The sequence below is a fragment of the Roseomonas sp. OT10 genome, assembly GCF_020991085.1.
GTDB classification, from domain to species: Bacteria; Pseudomonadota; Alphaproteobacteria; order Acetobacterales; family Acetobacteraceae; genus Roseomonas; species Roseomonas cutis.
Map to the genome: position 1 here is coordinate 1,381,873 of NZ_CP087719.1, position 23,736 is coordinate 1,405,608.

Sequence of the window (23,736 nt, forward strand, 5' to 3'; positions counted from 1 at the left end):
GGGCAACCCCGGCGCCGCAGTCGTGAGGAGAGGAAGCTATGGCGTCTGCCGCCGAGCAGCTCGCCGCCAATCTGAACCTCGGGGTGCTCTCTCGCGCCACCGAGCTGAAGAAGCGGCTCTGGTTCACCCTGGGCGCGTTGATCGTCTACCGGCTGGGCACCTACATCCCCGTGCCTGGCGTGGACGCGGCGGTCATGGCCGACATCCTGCGCCAGCACGGCGGCGGCATCCTGGGCATGTTTGACATGTTCACGGGCGGCGCGCTGGGGCGCATGACGGTCTTCGCCCTGAACATCATGCCCTACATCTCCGCCTCGATCATCGTGCAGCTGATGACGGCGGCGATCCCGGCCTGGGAGGCCCTCAAGAAGGAGGGCGAGTCGGGCCGCAAGAAGCTCAACCAGTACACCCGCTACCTGACGGTGCTGATCGCCCTCTTCCAGGCCTGGGGGATCGCGGTGGGGCTGGAGGGGATGCGCGGCGCCTTCGGGGCGGCGGTGCATGAGCCTGGGATGTTCTTCCGCATCTCCTGCGTGGTCACGCTGGTGGGCGGCACGATGTTCCTGATGTGGCTCGGCGAGCAGATCACCGCGCGGGGCATCGGCAACGGCATCAGCCTCATCATCTTCGCGGGCATCGTGGCCAACGTGCCGACGGCCCTGGTCGCGACCCTGGAGCTGGGCCGGACCGGGGCCTTGTCCACGCCCTTCATCATCTTCTTCCTTCTGGTGGCGCTGGCGGTGATCGCCTTCGTGGTGTTCATGGAGCGTGCCCAGCGCCGCATCCCCGTGCAGTACCCCAAGCGCCAGGTGGGCAACCGCATGTTCGGCGGCGACTCCACCCATCTGCCGCTGAAGCTGAACACGGCCGGCGTGATCCCGCCCATCTTCGCCTCCTCGCTGCTGCTGCTGCCGGCGACCTTCGCCGGGTTCGCGGGCGGGCAGGGGACGGAGGAGACCTGGCTGACCCGGATCGCGCAGGCCCTGGCGCATGGCCAGCCGCTTTACATGGCGCTCTACGTCGCCCTGATCATCTTCTTCGCCTTCTTCTACACGGCGGTGGTGTTCAACCCGCAGGAGACGGCGGACAACCTGAAGAAGTACGGCGGCTTCGTCCCCGGCATCCGCCCGGGCCAGGCGACGGCGGATTATTTCGACCGCGTCCTGACGCGGCTGACCCTGGTCGGGGCGATCTACCTCTGCATCGTCTGCCTGATCCCGGAATTCCTGATCAGCCAGTACGGTGTCCCCTTCTATTTCGGCGGAACTTCGCTTCTGATTATCGTGTCCGTAACCATGGATACGGTGGCCCAGGTGCAGTCCCATCTCTTTGCCCATCAGTATGAAGGGCTGATCCGCAAGGCTCGTCTGGGCCCGGCCGGGCCGGGGGCCCGCTCCCTCCCGCCCGTCCGTCCCCCCGCGGGGCGCCGGCGATGAACCTGATCCTTCTGGGACCGCCAGGGGCGGGGAAGGGCACCCAGGCCAAGCGCCTGGAGGAGAAGTACGGCATCGCACAGATCTCCACCGGGGACATGCTGCGGGCCGAGGTGAAGTCCGGCTCGGCCATCGGGCAGGAGGCCAAGGCGATCATGGAGAGCGGCGGGCTGGTGCCCGACGCGATCATCACCGCCATGCTCGCCCTGCGCATCGAGAAGCCGGACTGCGCCCAGGGCTTCATCCTGGACGGCTTCCCGCGCACCGTGCCCCAGGCCGAGGCCCTGGACGTGATGCTGCGGGAGAAGGGGCGGGAGCTCGACCACGTGATCGAGCTGAAGGTGGACAGCGCCGCGCTGGTCGAGCGCATCGCCGGTCGCTTCACCTGCGCCGCCTGCGGCACGGGCTATCACGACACCTTCAAGCCCACGAAGGCGGCGGGCGTCTGCGACGTCTGCGGCGGAACCGAGTTCACCCGACGCGCCGACGACAAGGCGGAGACGGTGGCTGCCCGCCTCGCCGCCTACGATGCCCAGACGGCGCCGCTGCTGCCCTACTACGCCACGCAGGGGAAGCTGCGCAGCGTGGACGGCATGGCGGAGATGGACGCCGTGACGGCCGAGCTGGAAGCGGTGCTGGGCCAGCCTTGACTAACCCTTGACTCCGGCGGGCGAGGGGACTACCTCGCCCCTTCTCGCGGGTGGGCCACGGTCCAACCGCGCTTCCGCTTGCAGAGGCCCGGACCGACTCCAGCCGGACGGGTCAAGATCACCTCGCCGGCCCAGGCTGCCCGCCCGCCGGCCCCACAGGAGCGGCAGAGCTCCAGGAGACCGAGACGTGGCGCGCATCGCCGGCGTGAACATCCCGACCAACAAGCGTGTGCAGATCTCCCTGCGCTACATCTATGGCATCGGCCCGAAGAACGCGGTCGAGATCTGCGAGAAGCTCGGCATCCCGGCCGAGCGTCGCGTGAACCAGCTGACCGACGACGAGATCCTCCGCATCCGCGAGATGATCGACCGCGACTACCGGGTCGAGGGCGACCTGCGTCGCGAGGTCGCGATGAACATCAAGCGGCTGATGGACATGGCCTGCTACCGCGGCCTGCGCCACCGCCGCGGCCTGCCGGTCCGCGGCCAGCGCACGCACACCAATGCGCGCACGCGCAAGGGCAAGGCGGTCGCGATCGCCGGCAAGAAGAAGGTGACGAAGTAAGATGGCGCGTCAGCCGCAGGCGGGGTCCCGCCCCCGCAAGAAGGAGCGCAAGAACATCGCCACCGGCGTGGCGCATGTGCTCGCGACCTTCAACAACACCATCGTGACGATCACCGACAGCCAGGGCAATGCCATCGCCTGGTCGTCCTCCGGGTCGCAGGGCTTCAAGGGCAGCCGGAAGTCCACCCCCTACGCCGCGCAGGTCGCGGCCGAGGATGCCGGCAAGAAGGCCCGCGAGCACGGTATGGAGACGCTGGAGATCATGGTCTCCGGTCCCGGCTCGGGCCGCGAGAGCGCGCTGCGCGCCCTGCAGGCCGTCGGCTTCTACGTCACGGCGATCAAGGACGTGACCCCCATCCCGCACAACGGCTGCCGTCCGCGCAAGCGGCGCCGGGTCTGAGCGGAGCGGCAGCAGGAGAGACAGACGTGCTGGACCGCAACTGGCGTTCCCTGATCAAGCCCGAGCGCCTGGATGTCGATCCGGGTGCCGATCCCACGCGTACCGCCACCCTGGTCGCGGAGCCGCTGGAGCGCGGCTTCGGCCAGACGCTCGGCAATGCGCTTCGCCGTATCCTGCTCTCCTCGCTGCAGGGCGCGGCCGTCACGGCCGTGAAGATCGAGGGCGCGCTGCACGAGTTCTCCTCGCTGCAGGGCGTGCAGGAGGATGTCACGGACATCGTCCTCAACATCAAGCGCCTCGCCATCCGGATGCCGGGGGAGGGGACCAAGCGCCTCGCCCTCGAGGCGACCGGCCCGGGCGAGGTGACCGCCGGCCAGATCCAGGTCACCGGCGACATCGAGATCGCCAACCCCGACCTTGTGATCTGCACGCTCGACGACGGCGCCAAGCTGTCGATGGAGCTGACGGTCGCCACCGGCAAGGGCTACGTGCCCGCGTCGGAGAACCGGACCGAGGACCAGGAGATCGGCGTGATCCCGGTGGACGCGATCTACTCGCCCGTCCGCCGTGTCGCCTTCCAGGTGCAGCCGACCCGCGTCGGCCAGCGCACGGACTACGACAAGCTGGTGCTGACGGTGGAGACGGACGGCACGGTCACGCCGGATGACGCCGTGGCGCTCGCCGCCCGCATCCTGCAGGACCAGCTGCAGCTCTTCATCAACTTCGACGAGCCGCGCGAGGCCAAGGTGGCGGAGGTCGAGGACGACCTGCCGTTCAACCGCAACCTGCTGCGCAAGGTCGACGAGCTGGAGCTGTCCGTCCGTTCGGCGAACTGCCTGAAGAACGACAACATCGTCTATATCGGCGACCTCGTGCAGAAGTCTGAGCAGGAGATGCTCCGGACCCCGAATTTCGGGCGCAAGTCGCTGAACGAGATCAAGGAGGTCCTCGCCTCCATGGGTCTCTCCCTGGGCATGACCGTGACCGGCTGGCCGCCCGAGAACATCGAGGACCTGGCCCGCAAGGTCGAAGAGCCCTTCTGAGGCCGAGCAGGAAGAGAGTAGAAGACAATGCGTCACGGGATGGCCGGCCGGAAGCTCGGCGTCACCTCCAGCCACCGGATCGCCATGTTCCGGAACATGGCGACCTCGCTGCTCAAGCATGAGCAGATCACCACCACCCTGCCCAAGGCGAAGGAGCTGCGCCCCTACGTCGAGCGCATCATCACGCTGGGCAAGCGCGGCAGCCTGCACGACCGCCGCCAGGCGCTCGCGCAGATCCGCGACGACAAGGTGGTGGCCAAGCTGTTCGGCCCGATCGCCGAGCGCTACGCGACCCGCCAGGGCGGCTACACCCGCGTGCTGCGCGCCGGCGTCCGCTACGGCGATGCCGCCGAGATGGCGATCATCGAGCTGGTCGACCGCGACCCGGCCGCCAAGGGCCAGGACAGCGGTCCGAAGCCGGAGCGCGACGAGGAGCAGCAGGAGGCGGCGTGATCGCCTCTCTGCGAAGGGCTCTGCGAGGGGCGGGTGGGAGACCACCCGCCCTTCTGCTTTCGGGCCTCCTGCTGGTGGCGACGCCGGCATGGGCGGCGGGGCTGGAGAGCCTGTCCGGCCGGCCGATGCAGGACCTGGCCGCCTGGGAAGACGTGGCGCCCACCTTGCGCAGCGTGGTCCGCGGCCGGCAGCAGATGATCTTCGAGCATCTCCGCGCCCCCGGCAGCGCGGTCACGGTGGAGGACGGACTCGCCTGGGCCTGGGGCTGCGAGGGCGGCGACTGCCGCAGGGACGGGCTGTTCCTGGGCCACGATCCGGCGACCGGCGTGCTCTACATGCTTCTGGTGACGGATGGCGCGCTGGACCGCCAGGTGCCACCGCGCGGCACCGCTTGGCCGGCGACCTTCGTCCGCGCCGTGGGTACGATCCGGCCGGACCTCGCCGAACGGGTGTCCAAGGGCCGGTAGCCGCGAAGGCCGGGAAGGCGAAATGCGTCCGACCCAACCCAGCCGGCAACGATACCGGAACGAAACAGTAGCCCGATCTGTCAGGCTGTCCCGGTTCGACGAGGGCAACTCCACTGGCCGATACGGATGGCGGGATGCGCTGATCCGTGCCGGCGCGGGGTGCGCCCGTGGCCCGGGGGCAAGGCTCCGCCTCGCCCCCGATACCCCCACTCCGCCAGGACCCTGCGGGCCCTGGACCCGAAGGGCGCTGCCGCGGGACAGCCTGACACGGGGTCACAGCGCCGAGGAGCCATGCTCCTCGGCGGGACCGGCCGCCGCCCTCGCTGAAGCTTTTTCAGGGTCCCGCCTGTCCACGTTCCGTCAGGGTTCAGCCCGTAGGCTGATGCCTACCGGAAGCACCAGACTCCCAGCGGGGACCGGGGCCCGCTTGTGGCCCCGGCAGGGGAGGGTCTGGGAGGGGACGGCGTCCCCTCCCGGTGCCGACGCCCGAACACCACAGCACGACGGGTCAGGTCATCCCGCCAGCGGTATGATTATCGATTCGGCCCAGGCCGGATCGCGGCTGACCGGTTGCACTTGCTCCAGTGCGGCTTCGTACCCGCGCGTGCCCTCCGCCTTCGCTCATGTCCCTCCGGACAGCTTGGCGTAGGAGGTCATGAGGTTGCGGTAGTCGGGGATGTGCTGGGAGAACAGCGCGCCCAGCCCCTCGACGTCGTTGCGCCAGTCACGGTGCAGCTCGCCGGCGAGCCCGAACCAGGTCATCAGTTGCGCCCCAGCCGCGGACATGCGGTCCCAGGCGGAATGACGCGTCAGCTCGTTGAAGGTGCCCGAGGCATCGGTCACCACGAAGACATCGAAGCCCTCCGCCAGGGCGGACAGCGCCGGGAAGGCGACGCAGACCTCGGTGACGACGCCCGCGATGATGAGCTGCTTCCGCCCGGTGGCCTTCACCGCGCGCGTGAAGTCCTCGTTGTCCCAGGCGTTGATCTGCCCGGGGCGCGCGATGAAGGGCGCATCGGGGAAGGCCTCGCGCAGCTCCGGGACGATGGGGCCGTTCGGGCCGTCCTCGAAGCTGGTCGTCAGGATGGTCGGAAGCTTGAAGTACCTCGCCAGATCCGCCACCGCCAGGACGTTGTTCTTGAAGCGGTCCGGGTCGATGTCGCGGACCAGGGAGAGCAGCCCGGTCTGATGGTCGACCAGCAGCATCGCGGCCTGGTCCTTGTCGAGCCTCACATAGGGCTTCGCCATGGTGTTTCCTTCCGGCGGGCGGGGGGGGGAAGCCTGCCCCGGTGCCCGCCAGGGCCGGGGCAGGGAAACGTCAGGCGGCGTCGGCAGGAGGGAGGCGGCCGAAGCGCCCGGCCTGGAAATCTCCCATCGCCTGCCGGATCTCCTCCTGTGTGTTCATCACGAAGGGACCATAGGCGGCCACCGGCTCGTCGATCGGCTCGCCCGAAAGGACGAGCAACTTCGCCGCCCCGCTCGCCGCGACCGTCACGGGGCCACCCTCGGGCCCGAACAGCAGCGTCTGCCCGGCATGCACGGGGTGGCGGCCATCGGCCTCCGCGCTGCCGTCCAGCACGACGATGGCGAGGGTGCGGCCTTCCGGCACGTCGATCCTGACGGAGCCGGCGGCTTCCAGGCGCACGTCCAAGATGTCGACGGGCGTGAAGCTGCGCGCGGGACCACGGGTCCCGCCGAAGGCGCCCGCGATCACCCGGACGCGCCCCGCGCCGTCCGGCAGCGCGACCGAGGGGATCGCGGCATCGGCCAGCGTCTGGTAGCCGGGCTCCGCACCCTTGTCGCGCGCCGGCAGGTTCACCCAGAGCTGGACCATCTCGAAGCGCCCGCCGCGCGCGGCGAAGGCGGGGGAGTGGAACTCCGCATGCACGATGCCGGCGGCCGCGGTCATCCACTGCACGTCGCCCGGGCCGATCACCCCGCCGGCGCCGGTGGAATCCCGGTGCTCCACCTCGCCGTCATAGACGATGGTGACCGTCTCGAAGCCCTTGTGCGGATGCGCCCCCACCCCGCGCCGCGCGGTCGTCGGCTCGAAGCGGTGGGGGCCGGCATGGTCGAGCATGAGGAAGGGGCTGACGTGGCGGCCCTGGTCGTGATGGGAGAGCATGGTGCGGACGGGAAAGCCGTCCCCGACCCAGTGCGGACGAGGCGCGCTGTAGACCCCGAGTAGCTTGCGCATGACTTGGACTCCCCAGATGGCGTTTGGCCACCTGCCGCAGCCAAGCTATGCATCCGCCAATCCGTCCGCAGGGCCCGGTATCCGGTCACTCTGTCCCAGGGATAGGACAATCGGATGCAGGACCTGAACGACCTCTACTACTTCGTGCAGGTGGTCGAGGCTGGCGGCTTCGCTGCGGCGGCCCGCCGCCTGGGGATGCCGCGCTCCCGCCTCAGCCGGCGGATCGGGCTGCTGGAGGATCGGCTGGGCGTCCGGCTGATCCAGCGCTCCACGCGCCGCTTCCAGGTGACCGAGATCGGCCGCGAGTATCACCGGCACTGCGTGGCCATGCTGGTGGAGGCGGAGGCGGCACAGGACGCGATCGACCGGCGCCACGCCCGGCCGCGGGGCATCGTGCGGGTCACCTGCCCCACCACGCTGCTGCATTTCCAGGTCGGCGCGATGATCGCCCGCTTCATGGCCGCCTGCCCGGAGGTGGAGCTGCACCTGGAGGGCACGAACCGCCGCGTGGACCTGATCGGCGAGGGCGTGGACCTGGCCTTCCGCGTGCGCTTCCCCCCGCTGGAGGATAGCGGGCTGGTCATGCGCGAGCTGGGCCCGAGCCCGCAGCGCATCGTCGCGGCGCCCTCGCTCCTCGCCGGCTCCGGCAGGCCCGCCACGCCCGCGGAGCTGGCCGGCCTGCCCAGCCTCGGCTGGCATGCCGGGCGGGAGGAGTATGCCTGGCACCTCCGGCGCGCGGACGGCGCGCAGGCGGCGATCCACCATCGCCCCCGCTTCCTGTCGGAGGATATGGAGAGCCTGCGCCAGGCGGCGCTGGCCGGAATCGGCGTGGTCCAGCTTCCCTCGATGGTCGTGGACGACGACCTGGGACGCGGCGCGCTGGTCGAGCTGGTGCCGGGCTGGGCGCCGCGGGAGGGGCTGATCCACCTCGTCTTCCCGACGCGGCGCGGCCTGCTGCCCGCGACCCGCGCCTTCATCGACCACGTCGCGCGGGAGTACGAGGCGCTGGCAGATCCTGCCCCGGCACCTGGACGGCCCCCCGCTCCGCCGCCCGGCGGCAGAACCGGCCGAAGCCGTAGCCGAGATTGATGACGTGCGCCCCCGCCAGCGGCGGCAGCAGGGCGCGCAGCGCCGGCCATTCCGGCGCCCCGTCCAGCCCTGCCACCGAGCGCGGCAGGCGGCTGTAGCCGGCGAAGAAGCCGGGCTCGCCGTCGGTGTTCTGCGCGAAGGCTACCCCCGCCTCACCCCGAAGAAGAGGGGCGCCCCGGGCGGCATGCCGGTCAGGTCGTTCTTGTAGGCGGTCAGGGTCCGGTACTCCCCCAACGGGACATAGGGCACGTCCTGCATGGCCTGGATCTGCATCGCCTCGCAGATCCGCTTCTGCGCCGCCGTGTCCGGGGCGGCGATCCAGTCCTGGCGCAGCGATTCCAGGGCCGGGCTGTCCGGCCAGCCGAACCAGGCCCGCGCCCCGTTGGCGCGCAGGCCGAGATGCCCGCCCGGGTCGATGGTGTTGCTCAGGCTGGTGACGAAGACGCTCCACCCGCCCTTGTCGAGCGGGCCCTTGTTGCCACGCCGCTGGCTGACCGTGCCCCAGTCCCCCGACTGCACCTCCACGTTCATGCCCACCTCGCGCAGCGTGTGCCCCGCGACCTCGGCCAGCCCCTTCAGCGTGGCGTAGTCATCCGCTTGCAGCACCACCACCTTCTCCCCCGCATAGCCGGCGGCGGCGAGGTCGCGCCTTACCTTGGCGAGGTCGCGCTTGCCGGTCAGCGGCTCCAGCGCCGCCTTGCTGGCCATGGGCGAGTCGGAGGTGAAGAACCCGACCCCGATCTCCCAGGCCGCCGGGTCCGTGCCGTAGGCGGCGGACATGAAGTCCTCCTGGCTGATCGCGCCCAGCAGCGCCCGCCGGATGGCCGGCTTGTCGAAGGGCGGCTGGAGCCAGTTGAAGCGCAGGATGCAGCCGAACAGATCCTCGCACAGCCGCACGGTCAGGGCGCGGTGGCGCTTCAGCATGGGCTGGAGGTCGTTGCTGGTCGTCTCCAGCCAGTCCACCTCGCCCGCCATCAGCGCGGCGGCGGCGGTCGCCTGGTCGGGGATGATGGACCATTCCACCCGGTCGAAATGCGCGACCTTCGGCCCGGCCAGCCGGTCCGGGGCGCCGCCGGGACGGGGAAGATAGCCCTCGAATCGGGCATAGGCGGCGCGGGCGCCGGCCATCCGCTCCTCGGCCAGGAAGCGGTAGGGGCCGCTGCCCACCATCTCCGTCACCTGCTTCGTCGGCTCCGTCGCCGCCAGCCGCTCCGGCATCACGACGCAGATCGAGGCGCCGTTCTTCCCCAGCGCCGCCGGCAGGTTCGGGAAGGGCTGCCTCAGCCGGAAGCGCAGCCGGCGGTCGTCCAGCGCCGCGATCTCGTGCGAGCGGGCGATCACCTCCTGCCCGTACATGTCGCGCGCCCCCCAGCGCCTCACGCTCGCCACCGCATCCTTTGCCCGCACCGGCTCGCCATCGTGGAAGCGCAGCCCCTCGCGCAGCGTCATGGTCCAGGTCAGGCCGTCATCCTCGACCGTATGCCCCTCGACCATCTGGGGCTGCGGCCGGAAGGCGGTGTCGAGCCCGTAGAGCGAGTCGAAGACCATGTTGGCGTGGCAGGTCGTCACCGCCGCCGTGGTGAAGACCGGGTCCAGCACGGCGAGATCCGCCTGCGGCACGAAGCGCAGCACCCGCGGCCCCTGGGATGCCGCCAGGCGCGGTGCCGCCAGGGCGGGGGCGGCCAGTACCGCGCCGAGGAGCATCCGGCGCGAAGGGCCGAGGCAAACCGGGGTGGTCATGCGGATTCTCCCAGGCCGGGCCGGTGTCCCGCGGCCGGAGGCGGACACCTCCGGTGCGGACTCTCGCGCGGCGGTCCCGGCGTCGACGCCACGGCCAAGGTTCCCGGCGCGGCCGTCCCGCGTCAACCGGCGGCGGCCCCGCATGCCCCGTCCGGCGTCATGCCGCCTCGCAGGCCAGCGCCCGCGGCGAATCCCCGGGATACGGCGCCCGGCCGTCGGGGAAGGCGGCCGCACGCGCGGCGACGCCAGATGCGAGGCCACGGCCTCCGGGCCGCGCCAGCGCTCGACCACGACGACGTCCAGCGGAGCGTCGAAGCCCGTATGGGTCTCGATGCCGAGGCAGCCCGGCTCCCTCTGCTGCGCCCCAAGACAGGTGGGGAGCAGCCGCGCCAAGTGGGGCCGGCCCGCCGGGCGCAGCCGGATGGTGGAGAGGATCGGCAGCCCGCGCTCCGGGCGGATCGGTGCCCGGACGGTCATGCCCCCCTACGGGCGGCGAGGCCGTCCGGATGCAACCACGGCCGGGACCGGCGCGAAAGGATGCGGAGCAGATGCGCCGCGCCGCGCCGCATGCCAGGATCGGCGGCGATGAGCCGCCGCAGCGTCGCGATCACCCCGGACCTGGTCCTGCGCGCCTATGCCGCCGGACTCTTCCCGATGGCGGAGGGGCGACGTTCCACGCGCCTGTTCTGGCTGGACCCGGAACGGCGCGGGGTGATGCCGCTCGACCGCTTCCACCTCTCCCGCAGCCTGGCCAGGACGCTGCTGTCAGGCCGCTTCACCGTGACCGCGGACCGGGACTTCGCCGCCGTGGTCGCCGGCTGTGCCGCCCCCGCCCCGGGGCGGCTGGATTCCTGGATCAACCCGGAGGTGGAGGCGCTGTTCAACGCCCTGCACGGCATGGGCCACGCGCACTCCATCGAGACCTGGCGGGATGGGCAGCTGGTCGGGGGCCTCTACGGCGTGCGCCTGGGGGCGGCCTTCTTCGGCGAGAGCATGTTCTCGCGCGAGACGGACGCGTCGAAGGTCGCGCTGGCGCATCTGGCTGTCCGGCTGCGCCGTGGCGGCTTCGCCCTGCTGGACGCCCAGTTCCTGACGGACCATCTCGCCCGCTTCGGGGCGGTGGAGATCCCCCAGGCGGAGTACAAGGCTCAGCTCGCGACGGCCTTGCGGCTCCCCGCGCGATGGGAGACGGAACTGCCCCCCGGCGCGCTGGAGGAGGAGGTGCGGGCCCTGCGCTCGGCCGCCTCCGGCGATGGCTGAGAGGGCGGCTCCCCCTCCTCCAGCACCTGGAGGAAGTTCCGGGCCCACTGCCCGACATTGGCCGCGGCCAGCCGGCGGTACATCGCGCCATGCCGGTCCCGCCGCTCGTCCCGTGGCATGCGCAGCCCCTCGTGCATCGCCTGGGCCACGCCCTCCGCATCCAACGGGTTGACCAGCAGCGCCTCCGGCATGCCTTCCGCGGCCCCGGCGAAGCGGGACAGGACCAGCACGCCGGGATCCTCCGGGTCCTGCGCCGCGACGTATTCCTTGGCGACCAGGTTCATGCCGTCGCGCAGCGGCGTCACCAGGCCCAGCTTCGAGACGCGGTAGAAGCCGGCCAGGTGCTCGCGCGCCACGGTGCGGGCGACGTAGCGCACGGGCGTCCAGTCCGGCTCGGCGTAGTCGCCGTTGATGGTCCCCGCCAGCCGGTCGAGGTCGCGGCGCAGGTCGCGGTAGCTCTCGATGTCGTTGCGGGACCGTGCGGCGACCTGCAGGTAGGTCACCCGGTTCAGGTGCTCCGGATAGTCCTTCAGCAGCGCCCGGAAGGCGAGCAGCCGCTCGGGCAGCCCCTTGGTGTAGTCCAGCCGTTCGGCGCCGATGGCCAGCGAACGGCCGCCGAGGCTGCTCACCAGCCGCCGGGTGGCCGGCTCCCGCACCGCCCGCGCCGCGGTCTCGGCGAAGTCCTGGGTGGCGATGCCGATGGGGTGGGCCTGCAGGCGCGTCGTGCGGCCGCGGAGGCGCACCTCCCCCTCCCAGGCCATCTGCATTCCCGTGCCGTGGTTCATGCAGTCGATCAGCCCCTGCAGGTCGCGGTGCGACTGCACGCCGACCAGGTCGTAGGCGAGGAGGTCCGTCAGCAGCGCGTCCGCCCCCGGCAGGGCGGAGAAGACGGCGTAGGGCGGGAAGGGGATGTGGTGGAAGTAGCCGATGCGATGCGTCGACCCCAGCTCGCGCAGCGCCGCGCCGAGCGGGGTGAGCTGGTAGTCGTGCACCCAGATCGTGTCGTCCGGGCGCAGCAGCGGCATCAGCCGGCGGGCGAAGTCGCGGTTGACCTCGCGATAGGCCTCCGCCTGCCAGCGGTCATAGGAGAGCAGACCGAGGCGGAAGTGGAAGAGCGGCCAGAGCACGCCATTGGCATGGCCGACGTAGAAGCCGCGATAGGCATCCTCCGACAGGTCGAAGACGGCGTAGTCCACGTTGCCGCGCCGGGCGGTCTTCACCCCCTCGGCGACCTCCGGCACCACCTGCCCGCTCCAGCCGAACCAGAGGCCGCTGCGGTCCTCGAAGACGTCCTTCAGGGCCACCGCCAGGCCGCCCGCCGCGGGCGCCTCCTGGCGCTTCGGCACCGCGACGCGGTTCGAGACGATGACCAGCCGTCCCATGGCTCAGCGCTCCTGCCCGGCCGCGGTGCGTCCGCCGGGCAGCGACTCGGGGCTGCCCGCCTCGCCGGCAGGGGCGGCATGCAGCGCATCGGCGGCGCGCGCCAGCCAGGCGCGCAGGCGGGACGGCTGCCCGGCGAAGTCGTCGGGCATGCGGTAGCCCAGCCCGCCCAGCGCATAGGCGGCGGTGATGCCGTCCTCGTCGGTCACGTCGTCGCCGATGAAGATCGGCTTGCGCCCGGCGAAGGCGGGCCGCTGCATCAGCCGGTGCACGGCGCGGCCCTTGTCGGCGAAGCGCGGCCGCAGCTCCACGGCGGCATGGGCCGGCACCACGCGGAAATCATCCGGCGCCTCCGCCGCCAGGGCCTCCAGCAGGGCAAGCGCGGCGCCCTCGGCCTCCGGGGCCAGGCGGAAGTGCAGCACCAGACCGTGCCGCTTCTGCTCCCGCACCACCCCTTCGTGGGTGGCGGCGAAATCGTCCACCGCCTGGCGCCAGGCCGGGTGCGGCGAGGGCAGGGGGGGCGAGGCCGGGTCAGGCGGATCGAGCAGCGCGCCATGCTCCGCCGCCATCACCAGTTCCGGCACGGGCAGGAAGCCCCTCGCCACATCCAGGCCGCGGCCGGTCACGATCGCGACCGCGCCCCCGAGGGCGGCCTGCAGCCGCTCCAGCGTCACCGGCAGTTCCCGCGGCACGGCGACGAGGTCGGGCCTCGGCGCCAGCTCCGCCAGCGTTCCGTCGAAGTCCAGGAACAGGGCCGCGTCCGCAGCGGGCAGGGGCGGGGCGGAAGGCTGGGGGGTGGGGCTCACCATGCCCTTCCTATCTCAGCCACGGGGGTGGTCCTGCAACCCCATGGCCGGGACGGCACGGCGCCGCCGTCTACTTGTGCAGGAGGATCAGCGCGTACCACGCATTCCGCCGGATCGCCGGCACGCGGAAGAGTGGCTCGTCCAGCCGGCCGCAGGCCTGCCGGACCATCCGGCCGCCGGGACGCCCGCGCAGGTGCATCGCGGCGGGTGCTGGCACGTTCCCGCGGCATCACACGGTGAACTGCTCCGCGATGATCCGCTCGCTCAGCCCGTGATCCGGATCGAACAGCATGGTCAGGCGCAGGTCGCGGTCCTCCCGCACCCCGACCTCCAGCACCTCCCGCACCTCCGTGTAGTCGGCGACCGCCGCCACGGGCCGCTTGTCGGGCTCCAGGATGCTGAAGGCCACCTGCACCTCGCTCGGCAGCAGGGCGCCGCGCCAGCGCCGGGGGCGGAAGGCGCTGATCGGCGTCAGCGCCAGCAGGTTCGCGCCCAGCGGCACGATCGGCCCATGGGCGGACAGGTTGTAGGCCGTGCTGCCCGCGGGCGTGCTGACCAGCGCGCCGTCGCAGATCAGCTCGTCCAGCCGCACCTTGCCATCCACGGTGATGCGGAGCTTCGCGGCCTGGCGCGTCTCGCGCAGCAGCGACACCTCGTTGATCGCCAGCGCCTCCGTGGTCGTCCCGTCGGCGCAGCGCGCCGTCATCCGCAGCGGGTGCAGCATCGCGGCCTGGGAGGCGGAGAGCCGCTGCGGCAGCTCCTCCTCGCGGAACTCATTCATCAGGAAGCCGACGCTCCCGCAGTTCATGCCATAGACCGGCAGGTTGCGGCCCAGCAGCCGGTGCTGGGTCTCCAGCATGCAGCCATCCCCGCCCAGGGCGACCACCACGGCCGCCTCCTCCGGGGTGGCGTCGCCGTAGAGCGCGACCAGCCGTGCGCGGGCGGCCGCGGCCTTGTCCGTGCCGGCGCAGAGGAAGGCGATGCGCCCGGTCAGGTCGGTGGGCAGGTCGGCCGGCAGAGGCGCGCTGACCATGGGCCCGGGCAGGGAGGCGCTCATGCCGTCCGGAGTCCGGCCTTCACGGCGGCTGCATGGGCGGGCATGGCGGGCTCTCCTTCGTCACGCCCGCCCATAGGGCGGCGCTGTGGCCGCCGCCGCAAGGGGAGGGGCGGGCGGACGGCTCACGGCGCCGGGGGGCCGGCCGGGTCCTTCGGGCCGCTGCGCCGGGACAGGAGGATAAGGCCCAGCACCAGGGCGACCGCCCCGGCGATCGCCGCCACGGCCAGCAGCGCCAGCGAGGCCCCGAGCTGCAACACGCGGGCGGCCAGCGAGATCACCAGCGCCAGCACGGCGAGAAGGAAGATGGTGCGCAGCATCGTCAGGTCCCCAGGGCCGCCATGGCCCCCTGCGCAGCGCAACGGCGCTGCCCGCGGGAGGTTGAGGCTGGCCCGCCCGGCGCCGCCCTGCCATCGGGCTTGACGCTCCGGGCCGCGGGCAGCATGGCGGCCGGCCGGAGGAGGAACGCCTGCCATGACCACACGCCGCCACGCCCTGCTAGCCGCCCTGGCGGCCCCGCTGGCCCCGTCCCTGCGGCCAGGCCCCGCCCTGGCACAGGGCGGGGCTTGGCCGCAGCGGCCGATCCGGCTGATCGTGCCCTTCGCCGCCGGCGGCGCGGCCGACAGCGCCGCCCGGCTGATCGCGCCGCGGCTGGGCGAGGCGCTGGGCCAGACGGTGGTGGTGGAGAACCGCACCGGCGGCAGCGGCGCCAATGGCGGCGCGGTCGTCGCCCAGGCGCAGCCGGACGGCTACACCGTGATGCTGGATGCCTCCTCCCACATCGTGAATCCCTCGCTGCTGCGTGGCTTGGCCTTCGACTACGCCACCGCCTTCGCCCCCATCTCGCTGGTGACCACCTTCCCGCAGGTGATCGCCGTGAAGCGCGACCTGCCGGCGCAGGATCTGGCCGCCTTCATCGCCCTGGCGAAGCAGCGGCCCGGCGCGCTCAGCGTCGGCACCCAGGGGAATGCGACGGCGGGCCACATGGCGCTGGCGCGCTTCCAGGCCCTGGCCGGGGTGGAGCTGACGCATGTTCCCTATCGCGGCGGCGCCGATGCGGCGCGCGACCTCGCCGCCGGGACGGTCGACGCGGCCTGCATCACCATGCTCTCGGCCGGGCCTGTGGTGGACAGCGGCCGCGCCCGCTTCCTGGGCGTGGCCACGGCGAAGCGCGTCGAGGTCCGCCCGGACGTGCCGACCTTCGCCGAACTGGGCCTGCGCGGCTTCGAGGTGTCCGAATGGGTCGGCCTCTTCGCCCCGGCGGGCACGCCGCAGGCGGTGCAGGAGAGGCTGCATGCCGGCGTGGTCGCCGCCCTGGCCAATGCGGAGGTCCGGGCCCGGCTGGATCAGATCGTGGCGGTGCCGGTCGGCTCCTCGCCGGCCGACTTCGCCCGCTTCGTGACCGAGGGACGGGAAAGCATGGCGGTGCTGATCCGCGAGGCGGGCATCCGCGTGGACTGATGCGGTCGGTGCGATGTCCTTATCCGTGCTGGCGTAGGGTGAGCCCGTGGCCCGGGGGCAAGGCTCTGCCTCGCCCCCGATACCCCCACTCCGCCAGGACCCTGCGGGCCCTGGACCCGATCAGCGCTGCCGCGAGGCTGTCTGTAACGGGGTCACGGCGCCGAGGAGCCATGCTCCTCGGCGGGTACGGCCGCAGGACTCGCTGACGCCCTCTGAAAGCTTTTTTCAGAGTCCCACCTGTCCATGTTCCGTCAGGGCTGAGCCCGGAGACTGACGCTCACCACGGAGAGCCAGACTCCCAGCGGGGACCGGGGCCCGCTTGTGGCCCCGGCAGGGGAGGGTCTGGGAGGGGACGGCGTCCCCTCCCGGTCCACCGCCGGAACACCACGGCACGACGGGCCAGGTCATTCCGCCATCGGCATGAGCGGCCCAGGGGGCGGCAGGCCTCAGCCGCGCGGCCGCATCCGCTCCGCCTGCTGGGCGACGAATTTCTCCAGCCAGTGGATGGTGTAATCGCCGGCCTGGAACTCCGGGTCTGCCATGATCGCCTGGTGCAGCGGGATGGTGGTCTCGATGCCTGCCACCACCATCTCGTCCAGGGCACGACGGGCGCGGGCGATCGCCTGGGCCCGGGTGGCGCCGTGGACGATCAGCTTGCCCACCAGGCTGTCGTAGTGCGGCGGCACCGCGTAGCCGGCGTAGAGGGCGCTGTCGACCCGCACGCCCAGCCCACCCGGCGCGTGGTAGGTCGTGACCCGGCCCGGCGAGGGGGCGAAAGTCAGCGGGTCTTCCGCCGTGATGCGGCACTCGATGGCATGGCCGATGAAGCGCACGTCCTGCTGGCTGTAGCCGAGCGGCTCGCCGGCGGCGACGCGGATCTGCTCGCGCACCAGGTCCACGCCGCAGACCATCTCCGTCACCGGGTGCTCCACCTGCAGGCGGGTGTTCATCTCGATGAAGGCGAACTGCCCGTCCTGCCAGAGGAACTCCAGCGTCCCGGCATTGCGGTAGCCGAGCTGCCGGAGCGCGCCCGTCACGGTCGCGCCCAGCGCCTCGCGGTCGGCCGCGGTCAGGACGGGGCTGCCCGCCTCCTCCACCAGCTTCTGGTGGCGGCGCTGGAGGGAGCAGTCGCGCTCGCCGAAATGCACGACGTTGCCGTGGTTGTCCGCCAGAACCTGCAGCTCGATGTGCCGCGGCCGGTCGAGGTACTTCTCCAGATAGACCGCGTCGTCGCCGAAGGCGGCCTTGGCTTCGGTGCGGGCGACGCGCCAGGCCTCCTCGATCTCCGACTCGTCGTGGGCGACCTTCATGCCGCGCCCGCCACCGCCCGCCGCCGCCTTGATCAGCACGGGGTACTTCACCTGCGCCGCGACCTCGCGCGCTTCCTCCAGCGAGGCGAGCGCGCCGGGCGAGCCGGGCACCAGCGGCACGCCCAGGCGGCGCATCGCGTCCTTGGCCGCGATCTTGTCGCCCATCATGCGGATGTGGTCGGGCGAGGGGCCGATGAAGGTCAGGCCGTGCGCCTCCACCATCTCGGCGAAGCGGGCATTCTCCGACAGGAAGCCGTAGCCGGGGTGGATCGCCTCCGCCCCCGTGATGGTCGCGGCGGAGAGGATGGCGGCGACGTTCAGGTAGCTGTCGCGCGCCGGGGGCGGGCCGATGCAGACGCTCTCATCGGCCAGCCGCACGTGCATCGCCGTGGCGTCGGCGGTGGAATGCACCGCCACCGTGCGGATGCCCATCTCCTGGCAGGCGCGGTGGACGCGCAGCGCGATCTCGCCGCGGTTGGCGATCAGGATCTTGCCGAAGGGCGGGCCGCCGGGGGCGCGGGGGAAGGGCGGGCGGGCGAGCACCGTGCTCGACATGCGCGGCCGCCCCTTACTCGATCACCAGCAGCGGCTCGCCGTATTCCACCGGCATGCCCGTCTCGACCAGGATGCGGGTGACGGTGCCGGACTTGGGCGCCTTGATCTGGTTGAAGGTCTTCATCGCCTCGATCAGCAGCAGCGTCTGGCCCTGGCTGACCTGCTGGCCCTGGGTGACGAAGGGGGCGGCGCCCGGCTCCGGCGCCAGATAGGCCACGCCCACCATCGGCGAGGTCACGGCGCCCGGATGCGGCTTGTCGGCGGCCGGGGCCTGGGGCGCGGCGGAGGCCGGGGCAGCCGGCGCCGCCGCGGGGGCGGCGGGGGCCATGGCCGCGACCGGGGCGGCGGTGACGGTGATCTCGCGCGCCACGCGGATGCGGGCGTCCTTCTCCACCAGCTCGATCTCGGTCAGGTCGGTTTCGCGCAGGATCTGCGCCAGGGCCTTGATGGCCTCGGGGTCGAAGGAAAGGCCGCTCATGCGTGCTGGTCCATGTCGTGCGGGACCGTGGCGCGGGGGAGCGCCAGGGTGCCGGCCGCCCGTCGGAAGGAGCCGCCGGCGGGCGTCGCCGGGCCCTTCCGGGGCCGTGGGGAAAGGGAGGAGGGGTGGGCCGTGGCGCGGCGGCTGCCGCCCCGGCCGTGCCGCCCCGGGACAGGGGCCGTGCCCCGGGCCGCCGCATGCCGGGCGCGGACGGGCGGCACCGGCCGCGGCGGGCATCCGGCGTTCTGTCCGTACGGCAGGGTGAAGGCGGGCGGGGACACGGTCGGTTCTCGGGGGAAACCGGGCCGGGCTAGCAGGGTGCGCGGGAGGGGGCAAGCGCCGAGGCGGGCGGCCGCCCGCGGGTACGGGCGGCGGGGCGGCGCCGGCGGGAACGGGCGCGCGGCCTAAGGGGTGGGGTGCGGGCCGGCCCCGGCGGCGGAACAGCCGGTGCCCGCCAGGCGCAGGCTGGCGCCGAGGCAGAAGCCCTCGGCCCCGGGCGCCATGCCTCCGGGCCGGCTGGCCATCCAGGCCCAGGCGAGGATGCAGAGCATCACGACCAGGAGCGGGCCCAGGCGGCTCGCCTGCCGGGTGGCCCTGGCAGGAGGGCGGGGGTATGGCGCGGCGGCCGGGCGCCAGGGGCGGGCGGCAGCCCGGCTGGCCGGGTGGGGAAGGAAGTGGGCGGTCCGGGCGGCGGACATCGCGTCTGGCTCCTGGGGGCCGGCCCGTGGAGGAGGGCGGCCTCCGCAGGCTCTACCGCCCCGCGCCGTGATGACGGGTGCAGAGCCTTGGAAACGTGTCGGTTCCCGCCCGGGCCCGTGGCAAGATGCCAAGCAACTCCACACAACTCGACGTGGTCCGGGGGCAGGAAGCCGCGATGCAACGAATCCTCGTGGTGGATGACGATGTCGAGCTGGCGGGCATGGTCGCCGATCACCTGCGCCCGGAAGGCTTCTCGGTGGACGTGGTCCATGATCCCGGCGCCCCGATGGTGGCTTCGCCCGAGGGCTACGACCTGATGCTGCTGGACGTGATGCTGCCCGGGCGCACCGGCTTCGAGGTGCTGAAGACGCTGCGCCGGCATTCCACCATCCCCGTGATCCTGCTGACCGCGCGGGACGAGGAGACGGACCGGGTCCTGGGGCTCGAGATCGGCGCCGACGACTACGTCGCCAAGCCCTTCCGCCTCCGCGAGCTGGCCGCCCGGGTGCGCGCCGTGCTGCGCCGGACGGAGCGGGTCACCGCGGCGCCGGCTGCCGAGCTGCAGGTGGGGGAGGTGCGGCTGAACCCGGCCTCGCGCCGCGCCACCTGCCGGGGGCGGGACCTGAACCTCACCACCGCCGAGTTCGACCTGCTGGAGCGCTTCCTGCGGCGGGCCGGCACGACGGTCAGCCGCGACGAGCTGGCGCAGGCCGCGCTCGGCCGGCATGTCGGCGCCGATTCCGGGCGGAACGTGGACACGCTGGTCAGCAAGCTGCGGCGCAAGCTGGGCGACGAGGATCTGATCCGCACCGTCCGCCACGTCGGCTACCTCTTCGCCTTGCCGGAGCCCGCGGCGCAGGGCTGACCGCTGCCGCGCCACGGCTTGTGTCCGGGCGCGGGCCGGGCCACATCCCGGGGCATGTCGGACACCCTCGCCAGCGGCACGATCGCGATCACGGTCAATGGGCAGGGGCGGGACGTCCCGGCGGGCACCAGCGTCGCCGGGCTGCTGGCCCTGACCGGCCTGGACCGCCGCAAGGTCGCGGTCGAGCGGAACGAGGAGATCGTCCCGCGCTCCGCCTACGAATCGACCCTGCTCGCCCCGGGCGATGCGCTGGAGGTCGTCCACTTCATCGGCGGAGGCTGAACCGCATGGATACCGTTCCCGCCCTGGATCCGCTTCAGGCTGAGGATGCCTGGGAGGTCGCGGGCCGCCGCTTCCGCTCCCGCCTGATCGTCGGCACGGGGCGCTACAAGTCCCTGGAGGAGACGGCGGCCGCCATCGCCGCCTCGGGCGCGGAGATCGTCACCGTCGCGGTGCGGCGGGTGAACCTCTCCGATCCCGGCGCGCCGATGCTGCAGGATTTCGTCCCCCCCGACCGCTACACCTACCTGCCCAACACCGCCGGCTGCCACACGGCGAAGGATGCCGTCCGCACCCTGCGCCTGGCGCGCGAGGCGGGGGGGTGGAACCTGGTCAAGCTGGAGGTGCTGGGCCCGCCGCCCTTCCTCTACCCGGACATGCGCGCGACCTTCGAGGCCGCCGAAGCGCTGATCGCCGACGGCTTCGAGGTGATGGTCTACTGCGCCGACGACCCGGTGGCGGCGAAGCGGCTGGAGGAGATGGGCTGCGTCGCCATCATGCCGCTGGGCGCCCCGATCGGCTCCGGCATGGGGGTGGTGAATCCCTACATGATCGGCGCCATCAAGCGGGAGGCGAAGGTCCCCGTGCTGGTCGATGCCGGGATCGGCACGGCCAGCGAGGCGGCGCTGGCCATGGAGCTGGGCTGCGACGCCGTGCTGCTGAACAGCGCCATCGCCCATGCGAAGGACCCGGTCCGCATGGCCCGCGCCATGAAGGCCGCCGTGGAGGCCGGCCGCCACGCCTTCCTCGCCGGCCGGATGCCGCGCAACTACAGCGCCGATCCCTCCTCCCCCACCGGCGGGCTGATCCGCGGGGGCTGACCCGCCGCCCGCGTCCCGGGGCGTCGGGCCCCCGGACGCGGGACCTCAGCGCGCGGCGCCGAGCACCGCCGCGCGCATGTCGTCGATGAAGCCGACCATCCAGCGCGTGTACTCCGCGGCCTGCTCCTGCGAGCCGCCCACCGTCTCCATCGACAGGTCCGCCAGCCGCGCGCGCACCGCCGGGGCGTGCGCGGCCGCGTCATAGGCCTCGTTCACCCGCGCCACGACCTCCGGCGGCGTGCCGCCCGGGGCGAAGAGGATCACCCCCATGTTGAAGCCGAGATCGGGATAGCCCGCCTCGGCGATGGTCGGCACCTCGGGCAGCGCCGGCAGGCGCTGCGGCGAGAGCACGGCCAGGGCCTTCAGCCGGCCCGCCGTGACGTGCGGCAGCAGCAGGGCGGTGGGCTGCACCAGGAAGGAGACGCGCCCCGCCAGCAGGTCGGGCGTGTAGTCGCCGCGATAGGGGACGTGCACGCCCTCGAAGCCCAGCCGCTGGCAGAAGCGCGCGCCGAGCAGGTGGAACAGCGTGCCGACACCGAAGGAGGCATAGGTCAGCTCGCCCGGACGGCGCCGTCCCAGCTCGCCCAGCTCCGCCAGGCTGTTCACCCCGAGCGAGGGCGGGGCCACCACCATCCAGTGGTCCCGCGTCGCCCGGGAGATCGGCGTGAAGTCCGTGAACGGGTCCATGGGCGGCCGGCCCGCGAGGATGAAGGCATGGACGATGGTGTCCGCCCCGCCCAGGAACAGCGTGTGCCCGTCCGCGGCCGAGCGCGCGACGTATTCCGCCGCCAGGATGCCCGCGGCGCCCGCCCGGTTCTCGACCACCACCGGCTGGCCGAGCAGCGCCGACATCGGGTCGGCCACGGCGCGGGCGGTCAGGTCGATGGTGCCGACGCCCGGGGCGACGCCGACGACGATGCGCACCGGCCGGTTGGGGAAGGGCGGCGGCGGGCGTGCCGGGCCCTGGGCCAGGGCCGGCAGCCCCGGCATGGCGGAGAGGGCGAGCGTGCCCCCGATCAGGCGCCGTCGCAGCATCGTCTTCCTCCCTGTGGCCGGGCTTGCGCCGGTCCATCGTCGCCGCCGTCCCGGTGCGGAGGGCGGCCCTATCCGTCCAGGCCGGCGGACCGGCGCAGGATCGACGCCGCCTCCGCCTCCGCCAAGTCCCCCTCCGGCAGGCTTTCGTGGGCCGACCAGGCCACGAACTGGTCGGGGCGGACCAGCACCAGATCGGCCGCATAGCGTTCCCGTGCCTCGGTGCCCGCGTCGCGCAGGATGGCCAGCGGGATGCCCAGCCGGGCCGCCGCGGCCGCGAAGCGGTCGGGCAGGGCCGGGTCGCCGCCCAGGGCCAGCAGGGTGAAGCCCTCGCCCAGCGCGTCGTAGACGTTGCCGCCCGCGGCCAGCGGCTGCGGCGCCAGATGGTGCCCTGCCCGCGCCTCGAAGCGATGCGCGCCGAGGGCGCCGGAGCGGCCGCCGGGCGGGCCGAAGACGATGGGCGAGCCCTCGTAGTGCGGCTCGAAGGCGCCGACCTCGGAGCGGGCGCCGGAGCCGCGGGCGCGCCATTCCGCCTCGAAGGCCACGGGGTCGCGTGCCGGGTCGAAGCGGCGCAGGAAGTCGCGGTCGGCCTGGATCGACCGCTCGATGAAGTCGCGGGCGGTGGAGGCGAAGACCGGCCGCCGCTCCGCATCGTAGGAGTCCAGCAGACCGGCCCCGCCCCAGCCCTGCAGCGTCGCGGCGAGCTTCCAGCCGAGGTTCGCCGCGTCCTCCAGCCCGGTGTTGATGCCGTAGCCGCCATAGGGCGGGTGGCTGTGCGCGGCATCGCCGGCGATGAAGACCCGGCCCGCGCGGTAGCCGTCGGCGATGGCGACGCGCAGGTCCCAGAAGCCGATATGCTCGAACTCCACGTCGAACTCGGCGCCCACGGCACGGTGCAGGTACGCGGCGAAGTCCATGCTGTCCTTCGTCGTGCCGGGCGGGACGGGGGCATGGAAGAACCAGGTGGTGCCCAGGTCCACGCGGCCGAAGAATTGCCAGTAGCCGTCCAGGTCCGGGTGCAGCACGTTGTAGAAGGACTTGCCCGGGAAGCGCGACAGCAGCTCGTGCAGCCCGCGCGAGCGGAAGACCAGCAGCACCATCAGCCGGTCGTGGTCGGAGCGCGTCTGGGTGATGCCCGCCTGCTCCCGCACCAGGGAGCGGCTGCCGTCGCAGCCCACGAGGTAGTCCGCGCGCAGCTGGCGCCGTCCCGTCCCGTCGCGCTCCGCCATGGTGAGGGTAACGCCCTCCCCGTCCTGGGCGATCTCCGTCGCGCTCCAGCCGTAATGCGTCGCCACCGCCGGGATCTCCGCGGCGCGGGCGCGCAGCACCGCCTCCGTCGCGTATTGCGGCAGGCGCTCGTTGTCCGTGAAGTAGAAGGGCCGCACCAGCTCGCGTTGCAGCCAGTCGTAGGCATGGCCGCCGAGCAGCGTGCCATAGGCGGTCAGCCCGCCGATGCCGTACTCCCGCGGGATGGTGCGGGCCGCGCGCAGCGCCGCCTCGGCGTGCCAGAAGTGGAAGTGCTCCAGCGTGCGCTGGGTCAGGTTCTGGCCCTTGGGGATGGGCTGCGGCTGGCGGTAGCGCTCGACCACCGCGCAACGGATGCCGCGCTGCCCCAGCTCGATGGCGAGCCCCATGCCCACCGGCCCGCCGCCGACGATGGCGACCTGCGCGTCCGTGCCGGCCGCCCCCTGCATCATGC

General features: G+C 72.6%; 26 protein-coding genes and 1 pseudogene. 13 read left to right on the plus strand and 14 right to left on the minus strand.

Annotated elements, in window-relative coordinates:
• The first annotated feature begins 38 nt into the window (after positions 1-38).
• The 7 genes from secY (at position 39) to LPC08_RS06425 (ending at position 5,011) form a co-directional block, all read left to right on the plus strand.
• A complete protein-coding gene (gene secY / locus LPC08_RS06395; protein ID WP_230451879.1) occupies positions 39-1,436 on the plus strand; it encodes a preprotein translocase subunit SecY in 1,398 nt (465 codons plus the stop codon).
• Entirely contained in the window at positions 1,433-2,083 is a 651-nt protein-coding gene (locus LPC08_RS06400) for an adenylate kinase (RefSeq protein WP_230451880.1), read from the plus strand. The genes secY and LPC08_RS06400 overlap by 4 nt, the downstream gene beginning before the upstream one ends.
• Positions 2,084-2,270: 187 nt before the next feature.
• Positions 2,271-2,648: a 30S ribosomal protein S13 gene (rpsM, locus tag LPC08_RS06405; RefSeq protein WP_230451881.1), complete on the plus strand. Its 378-nt coding sequence runs from the start codon at positions 2,271-2,273 to the stop codon at positions 2,646-2,648.
• Between the two features lies 1 nt (position 2,649).
• Positions 2,650-3,048, plus strand: a complete 399-nt coding sequence (gene rpsK / locus LPC08_RS06410; protein WP_230451882.1) for a 30S ribosomal protein S11 — start codon at positions 2,650-2,652, stop codon at positions 3,046-3,048.
• Positions 3,049-3,074: 26 nt separating this feature from the next.
• A complete protein-coding gene (locus LPC08_RS06415) occupies positions 3,075-4,091 on the plus strand; it encodes a DNA-directed RNA polymerase subunit alpha (protein ID WP_230451883.1) in 1,017 nt (338 codons plus the stop codon).
• A gap of 27 nt (positions 4,092-4,118) precedes the next feature.
• Entirely contained in the window at positions 4,119-4,544 is a 426-nt protein-coding gene (gene rplQ, locus LPC08_RS06420; RefSeq protein ID WP_230451884.1) for a 50S ribosomal protein L17, read from the plus strand.
• Between the two features lie 74 nt (positions 4,545-4,618).
• On the plus strand, positions 4,619-5,011 hold the full coding sequence (locus LPC08_RS06425; RefSeq protein ID WP_230451885.1) for an Ivy family c-type lysozyme inhibitor: 393 nt from the start codon (positions 4,619-4,621) through the stop codon (positions 5,009-5,011).
• Between the two features lie 621 nt (positions 5,012-5,632).
• Here LPC08_RS06425 and ycaC read toward each other — a convergent pair.
• Positions 5,633-6,259, minus strand: a complete 627-nt coding sequence (gene ycaC / locus LPC08_RS06430; protein ID WP_230451886.1) for an isochorismate family cysteine hydrolase YcaC — start codon at positions 6,257-6,259, stop codon at positions 5,633-5,635.
• A gap of 70 nt (positions 6,260-6,329) precedes the next feature.
• Complete coding sequence (locus LPC08_RS06435; RefSeq protein ID WP_230451887.1) at positions 6,330-7,208, minus strand: pirin family protein; 879 nt, start codon at positions 7,206-7,208, stop codon at positions 6,330-6,332.
• Between the two features lie 114 nt (positions 7,209-7,322).
• Here LPC08_RS06435 and LPC08_RS06440 point away from each other — a divergent pair, with 114 nt between their 5' ends.
• Positions 7,323-8,297, plus strand: a complete 975-nt coding sequence (locus LPC08_RS06440; RefSeq protein WP_230451888.1) for a LysR substrate-binding domain-containing protein — start codon at positions 7,323-7,325, stop codon at positions 8,295-8,297.
• Between the two features lie 141 nt (positions 8,298-8,438).
• Here the strand turns inward: LPC08_RS06440 and LPC08_RS06445 are convergent, their stop codons facing one another.
• Together LPC08_RS06445 and LPC08_RS26290 are read right to left on the minus strand one after the other, a co-directional pair.
• Positions 8,439-10,037 (minus strand): ABC transporter substrate-binding protein, encoded by a 1,599-nt coding sequence (locus LPC08_RS06445; RefSeq protein ID WP_230451889.1) that lies wholly within the window; start codon positions 10,035-10,037, stop codon positions 8,439-8,441.
• Positions 10,038-10,280: 243 nt separating this feature from the next.
• Positions 10,281-10,514, minus strand: a pseudogene (locus LPC08_RS26290) (putative quinol monooxygenase); the annotation flags it as partial.
• 108 nt (positions 10,515-10,622) lie between these two features.
• On the opposite strand from LPC08_RS26290, the gene aat reads away from it, so the two are divergent.
• Entirely contained in the window at positions 10,623-11,297 is a 675-nt protein-coding gene (gene aat / locus LPC08_RS06450; protein WP_230451890.1) for a leucyl/phenylalanyl-tRNA--protein transferase, read from the plus strand.
• On the opposite strand, the gene LPC08_RS06455 is transcribed toward aat, so the two are convergent.
• From LPC08_RS06455 to LPC08_RS06475, 5 genes are all read right to left on the minus strand, one after another.
• Positions 11,186-12,679 (minus strand): alpha,alpha-trehalose-phosphate synthase (UDP-forming), encoded by a 1,494-nt coding sequence (locus LPC08_RS06455; protein ID WP_230451891.1) that lies wholly within the window; start codon positions 12,677-12,679, stop codon positions 11,186-11,188. The genes aat and LPC08_RS06455 overlap by 112 nt on opposite strands.
• Before the next feature lie 3 nt (positions 12,680-12,682).
• A complete protein-coding gene (otsB, locus tag LPC08_RS06460; protein ID WP_230451892.1) occupies positions 12,683-13,486 on the minus strand; it encodes a trehalose-phosphatase in 804 nt (267 codons plus the stop codon).
• Positions 13,487-13,553: 67 nt separating this feature from the next.
• Positions 13,554-13,700, minus strand: a complete 147-nt coding sequence (locus tag LPC08_RS06465) for a hypothetical protein (protein WP_230451893.1) — start codon at positions 13,698-13,700, stop codon at positions 13,554-13,556.
• Positions 13,701-13,712: 12 nt separating this feature from the next.
• Positions 13,713-14,516 carry an NAD kinase gene (locus tag LPC08_RS06470; protein WP_370643346.1) on the minus strand — a complete coding sequence of 268 codons (804 nt, stop codon included), beginning with the start codon at positions 14,514-14,516 and terminating at the stop codon, positions 13,713-13,715.
• Positions 14,517-14,662: 146 nt separating this feature from the next.
• Positions 14,663-14,857 (minus strand): hypothetical protein, encoded by a 195-nt coding sequence (locus tag LPC08_RS06475; protein ID WP_230451895.1) that lies wholly within the window; start codon positions 14,855-14,857, stop codon positions 14,663-14,665.
• Positions 14,858-15,011: 154 nt separating this feature from the next.
• Between LPC08_RS06475 and LPC08_RS06480 the strand changes: the two genes are divergently transcribed.
• Positions 15,012-15,998, plus strand: coding sequence for a Bug family tripartite tricarboxylate transporter substrate binding protein (locus LPC08_RS06480; protein WP_230451896.1), 987 nt, complete (start codon positions 15,012-15,014; stop codon positions 15,996-15,998).
• Positions 15,999-16,444: 446 nt separating this feature from the next.
• Here the strand turns inward: LPC08_RS06480 and accC are convergent, their stop codons facing one another.
• The 3 genes from accC to LPC08_RS06495 all read right to left on the minus strand — a co-directional run bounded on the left by accC (position 16,445) and on the right by LPC08_RS06495 (position 19,039).
• On the minus strand, positions 16,445-17,863 hold the full coding sequence (gene accC, locus LPC08_RS06485; RefSeq protein ID WP_230451897.1) for an acetyl-CoA carboxylase biotin carboxylase subunit: 1,419 nt from the start codon (positions 17,861-17,863) through the stop codon (positions 16,445-16,447).
• A gap of 13 nt (positions 17,864-17,876) precedes the next feature.
• Complete coding sequence (gene accB / locus LPC08_RS06490; protein WP_230451898.1) at positions 17,877-18,341, minus strand: acetyl-CoA carboxylase biotin carboxyl carrier protein; 465 nt, start codon at positions 18,339-18,341, stop codon at positions 17,877-17,879.
• Positions 18,342-18,745: 404 nt separating this feature from the next.
• On the minus strand, positions 18,746-19,039 hold the full coding sequence (locus LPC08_RS06495) for a hypothetical protein (RefSeq protein WP_230451899.1): 294 nt from the start codon (positions 19,037-19,039) through the stop codon (positions 18,746-18,748).
• Positions 19,040-19,215: 176 nt separating this feature from the next.
• Between LPC08_RS06495 and LPC08_RS06500 the strand changes: the two genes are divergently transcribed.
• Genes LPC08_RS06500 through LPC08_RS06510 form a run of 3 tightly spaced genes read left to right on the plus strand, consistent with a single transcriptional unit; the run spans position 19,216 to position 21,005 of the window.
• Positions 19,216-19,905 carry a response regulator transcription factor gene (locus LPC08_RS06500; RefSeq protein WP_230451900.1) on the plus strand — a complete coding sequence of 230 codons (690 nt, stop codon included), beginning with the start codon at positions 19,216-19,218 and terminating at the stop codon, positions 19,903-19,905.
• Between the two features lie 54 nt (positions 19,906-19,959).
• Positions 19,960-20,187: a sulfur carrier protein ThiS gene (thiS, locus tag LPC08_RS06505; RefSeq protein ID WP_230451901.1), complete on the plus strand. Its 228-nt coding sequence runs from the start codon at positions 19,960-19,962 to the stop codon at positions 20,185-20,187.
• A 5-nt stretch (positions 20,188-20,192) separates the two neighbouring features.
• Positions 20,193-21,005 (plus strand): thiazole synthase, encoded by an 813-nt coding sequence (locus tag LPC08_RS06510; RefSeq protein WP_230451902.1) that lies wholly within the window; start codon positions 20,193-20,195, stop codon positions 21,003-21,005.
• 45 nt (positions 21,006-21,050) lie between these two features.
• Here LPC08_RS06510 and LPC08_RS06515 read toward each other — a convergent pair whose 3' ends face one another.
• Together LPC08_RS06515 and LPC08_RS06520 are read right to left on the minus strand one after the other, a co-directional pair.
• Complete coding sequence (locus tag LPC08_RS06515) at positions 21,051-22,040, minus strand: Bug family tripartite tricarboxylate transporter substrate binding protein (protein WP_230451903.1); 990 nt, start codon at positions 22,038-22,040, stop codon at positions 21,051-21,053.
• A gap of 68 nt (positions 22,041-22,108) precedes the next feature.
• Positions 22,109-23,734 carry an FAD-dependent monooxygenase gene (locus LPC08_RS06520; RefSeq protein ID WP_230451904.1) on the minus strand — a complete coding sequence of 542 codons (1,626 nt, stop codon included), beginning with the start codon at positions 23,732-23,734 and terminating at the stop codon, positions 22,109-22,111.
• Positions 23,735-23,736 lie beyond the last annotated feature (2 nt).

Bases quoted from the DNA above. Each gene is read 5' to 3' on its own strand.
- secY (WP_230451879.1), top strand. From the start codon at position 39: ATGGCGTCTGCCGCCGAGCAGCTCGCCGCCAATCTGAACCTCGGGGTG.
- LPC08_RS06400 (WP_230451880.1), top strand. From the start codon at position 1,433: ATGAACCTGATCCTTCTGGGACCGCCAGGGGCGGGGAAGGGCACCCAG.
- rpsK (WP_230451882.1), top strand. From the start codon at position 2,650: ATGGCGCGTCAGCCGCAGGCGGGGTCCCGCCCCCGCAAGAAGGAGCGC.
- rplQ (WP_230451884.1), top strand. From the start codon at position 4,119: ATGCGTCACGGGATGGCCGGCCGGAAGCTCGGCGTCACCTCCAGCCAC.
- ycaC (WP_230451886.1), bottom strand. From the start codon at position 6,259: ATGGCGAAGCCCTATGTGAGGCTCGACAAGGACCAGGCCGCGATGCTG.
- LPC08_RS06435 (WP_230451887.1), bottom strand. From the start codon at position 7,208: ATGCGCAAGCTACTCGGGGTCTACAGCGCGCCTCGTCCGCACTGGGTC.
- LPC08_RS06440 (WP_230451888.1), top strand. From the start codon at position 7,323: ATGCAGGACCTGAACGACCTCTACTACTTCGTGCAGGTGGTCGAGGCT.
- LPC08_RS06445 (WP_230451889.1), bottom strand. From the start codon at position 10,037: ATGACCACCCCGGTTTGCCTCGGCCCTTCGCGCCGGATGCTCCTCGGC.
- aat (WP_230451890.1), top strand. From the start codon at position 10,623: ATGAGCCGCCGCAGCGTCGCGATCACCCCGGACCTGGTCCTGCGCGCC.
- LPC08_RS06455 (WP_230451891.1), bottom strand. From the start codon at position 12,679: ATGGGACGGCTGGTCATCGTCTCGAACCGCGTCGCGGTGCCGAAGCGC.
- otsB (WP_230451892.1), bottom strand. From the start codon at position 13,486: ATGGTGAGCCCCACCCCCCAGCCTTCCGCCCCGCCCCTGCCCGCTGCG.
- LPC08_RS06470 (WP_370643346.1), bottom strand. From the start codon at position 14,516: ATGGTCAGCGCGCCTCTGCCGGCCGACCTGCCCACCGACCTGACCGGG.
- LPC08_RS06475 (WP_230451895.1), bottom strand. From the start codon at position 14,857: ATGCTGCGCACCATCTTCCTTCTCGCCGTGCTGGCGCTGGTGATCTCG.
- LPC08_RS06480 (WP_230451896.1), top strand. From the start codon at position 15,012: ATGACCACACGCCGCCACGCCCTGCTAGCCGCCCTGGCGGCCCCGCTG.
- accC (WP_230451897.1), bottom strand. From the start codon at position 17,863: ATGTCGAGCACGGTGCTCGCCCGCCCGCCCTTCCCCCGCGCCCCCGGC.
- accB (WP_230451898.1), bottom strand. From the start codon at position 18,341: ATGAGCGGCCTTTCCTTCGACCCCGAGGCCATCAAGGCCCTGGCGCAG.
- LPC08_RS06495 (WP_230451899.1), bottom strand. From the start codon at position 19,039: ATGTCCGCCGCCCGGACCGCCCACTTCCTTCCCCACCCGGCCAGCCGG.
- LPC08_RS06500 (WP_230451900.1), top strand. From the start codon at position 19,216: ATGCAACGAATCCTCGTGGTGGATGACGATGTCGAGCTGGCGGGCATG.
- thiS (WP_230451901.1), top strand. From the start codon at position 19,960: ATGTCGGACACCCTCGCCAGCGGCACGATCGCGATCACGGTCAATGGG.
- LPC08_RS06510 (WP_230451902.1), top strand. From the start codon at position 20,193: ATGGATACCGTTCCCGCCCTGGATCCGCTTCAGGCTGAGGATGCCTGG.
- LPC08_RS06515 (WP_230451903.1), bottom strand. From the start codon at position 22,040: ATGCTGCGACGGCGCCTGATCGGGGGCACGCTCGCCCTCTCCGCCATG.
- LPC08_RS06520 (WP_230451904.1), bottom strand. From the start codon at position 23,734: ATGATGCAGGGGGCGGCCGGCACGGACGCGCAGGTCGCCATCGTCGGC.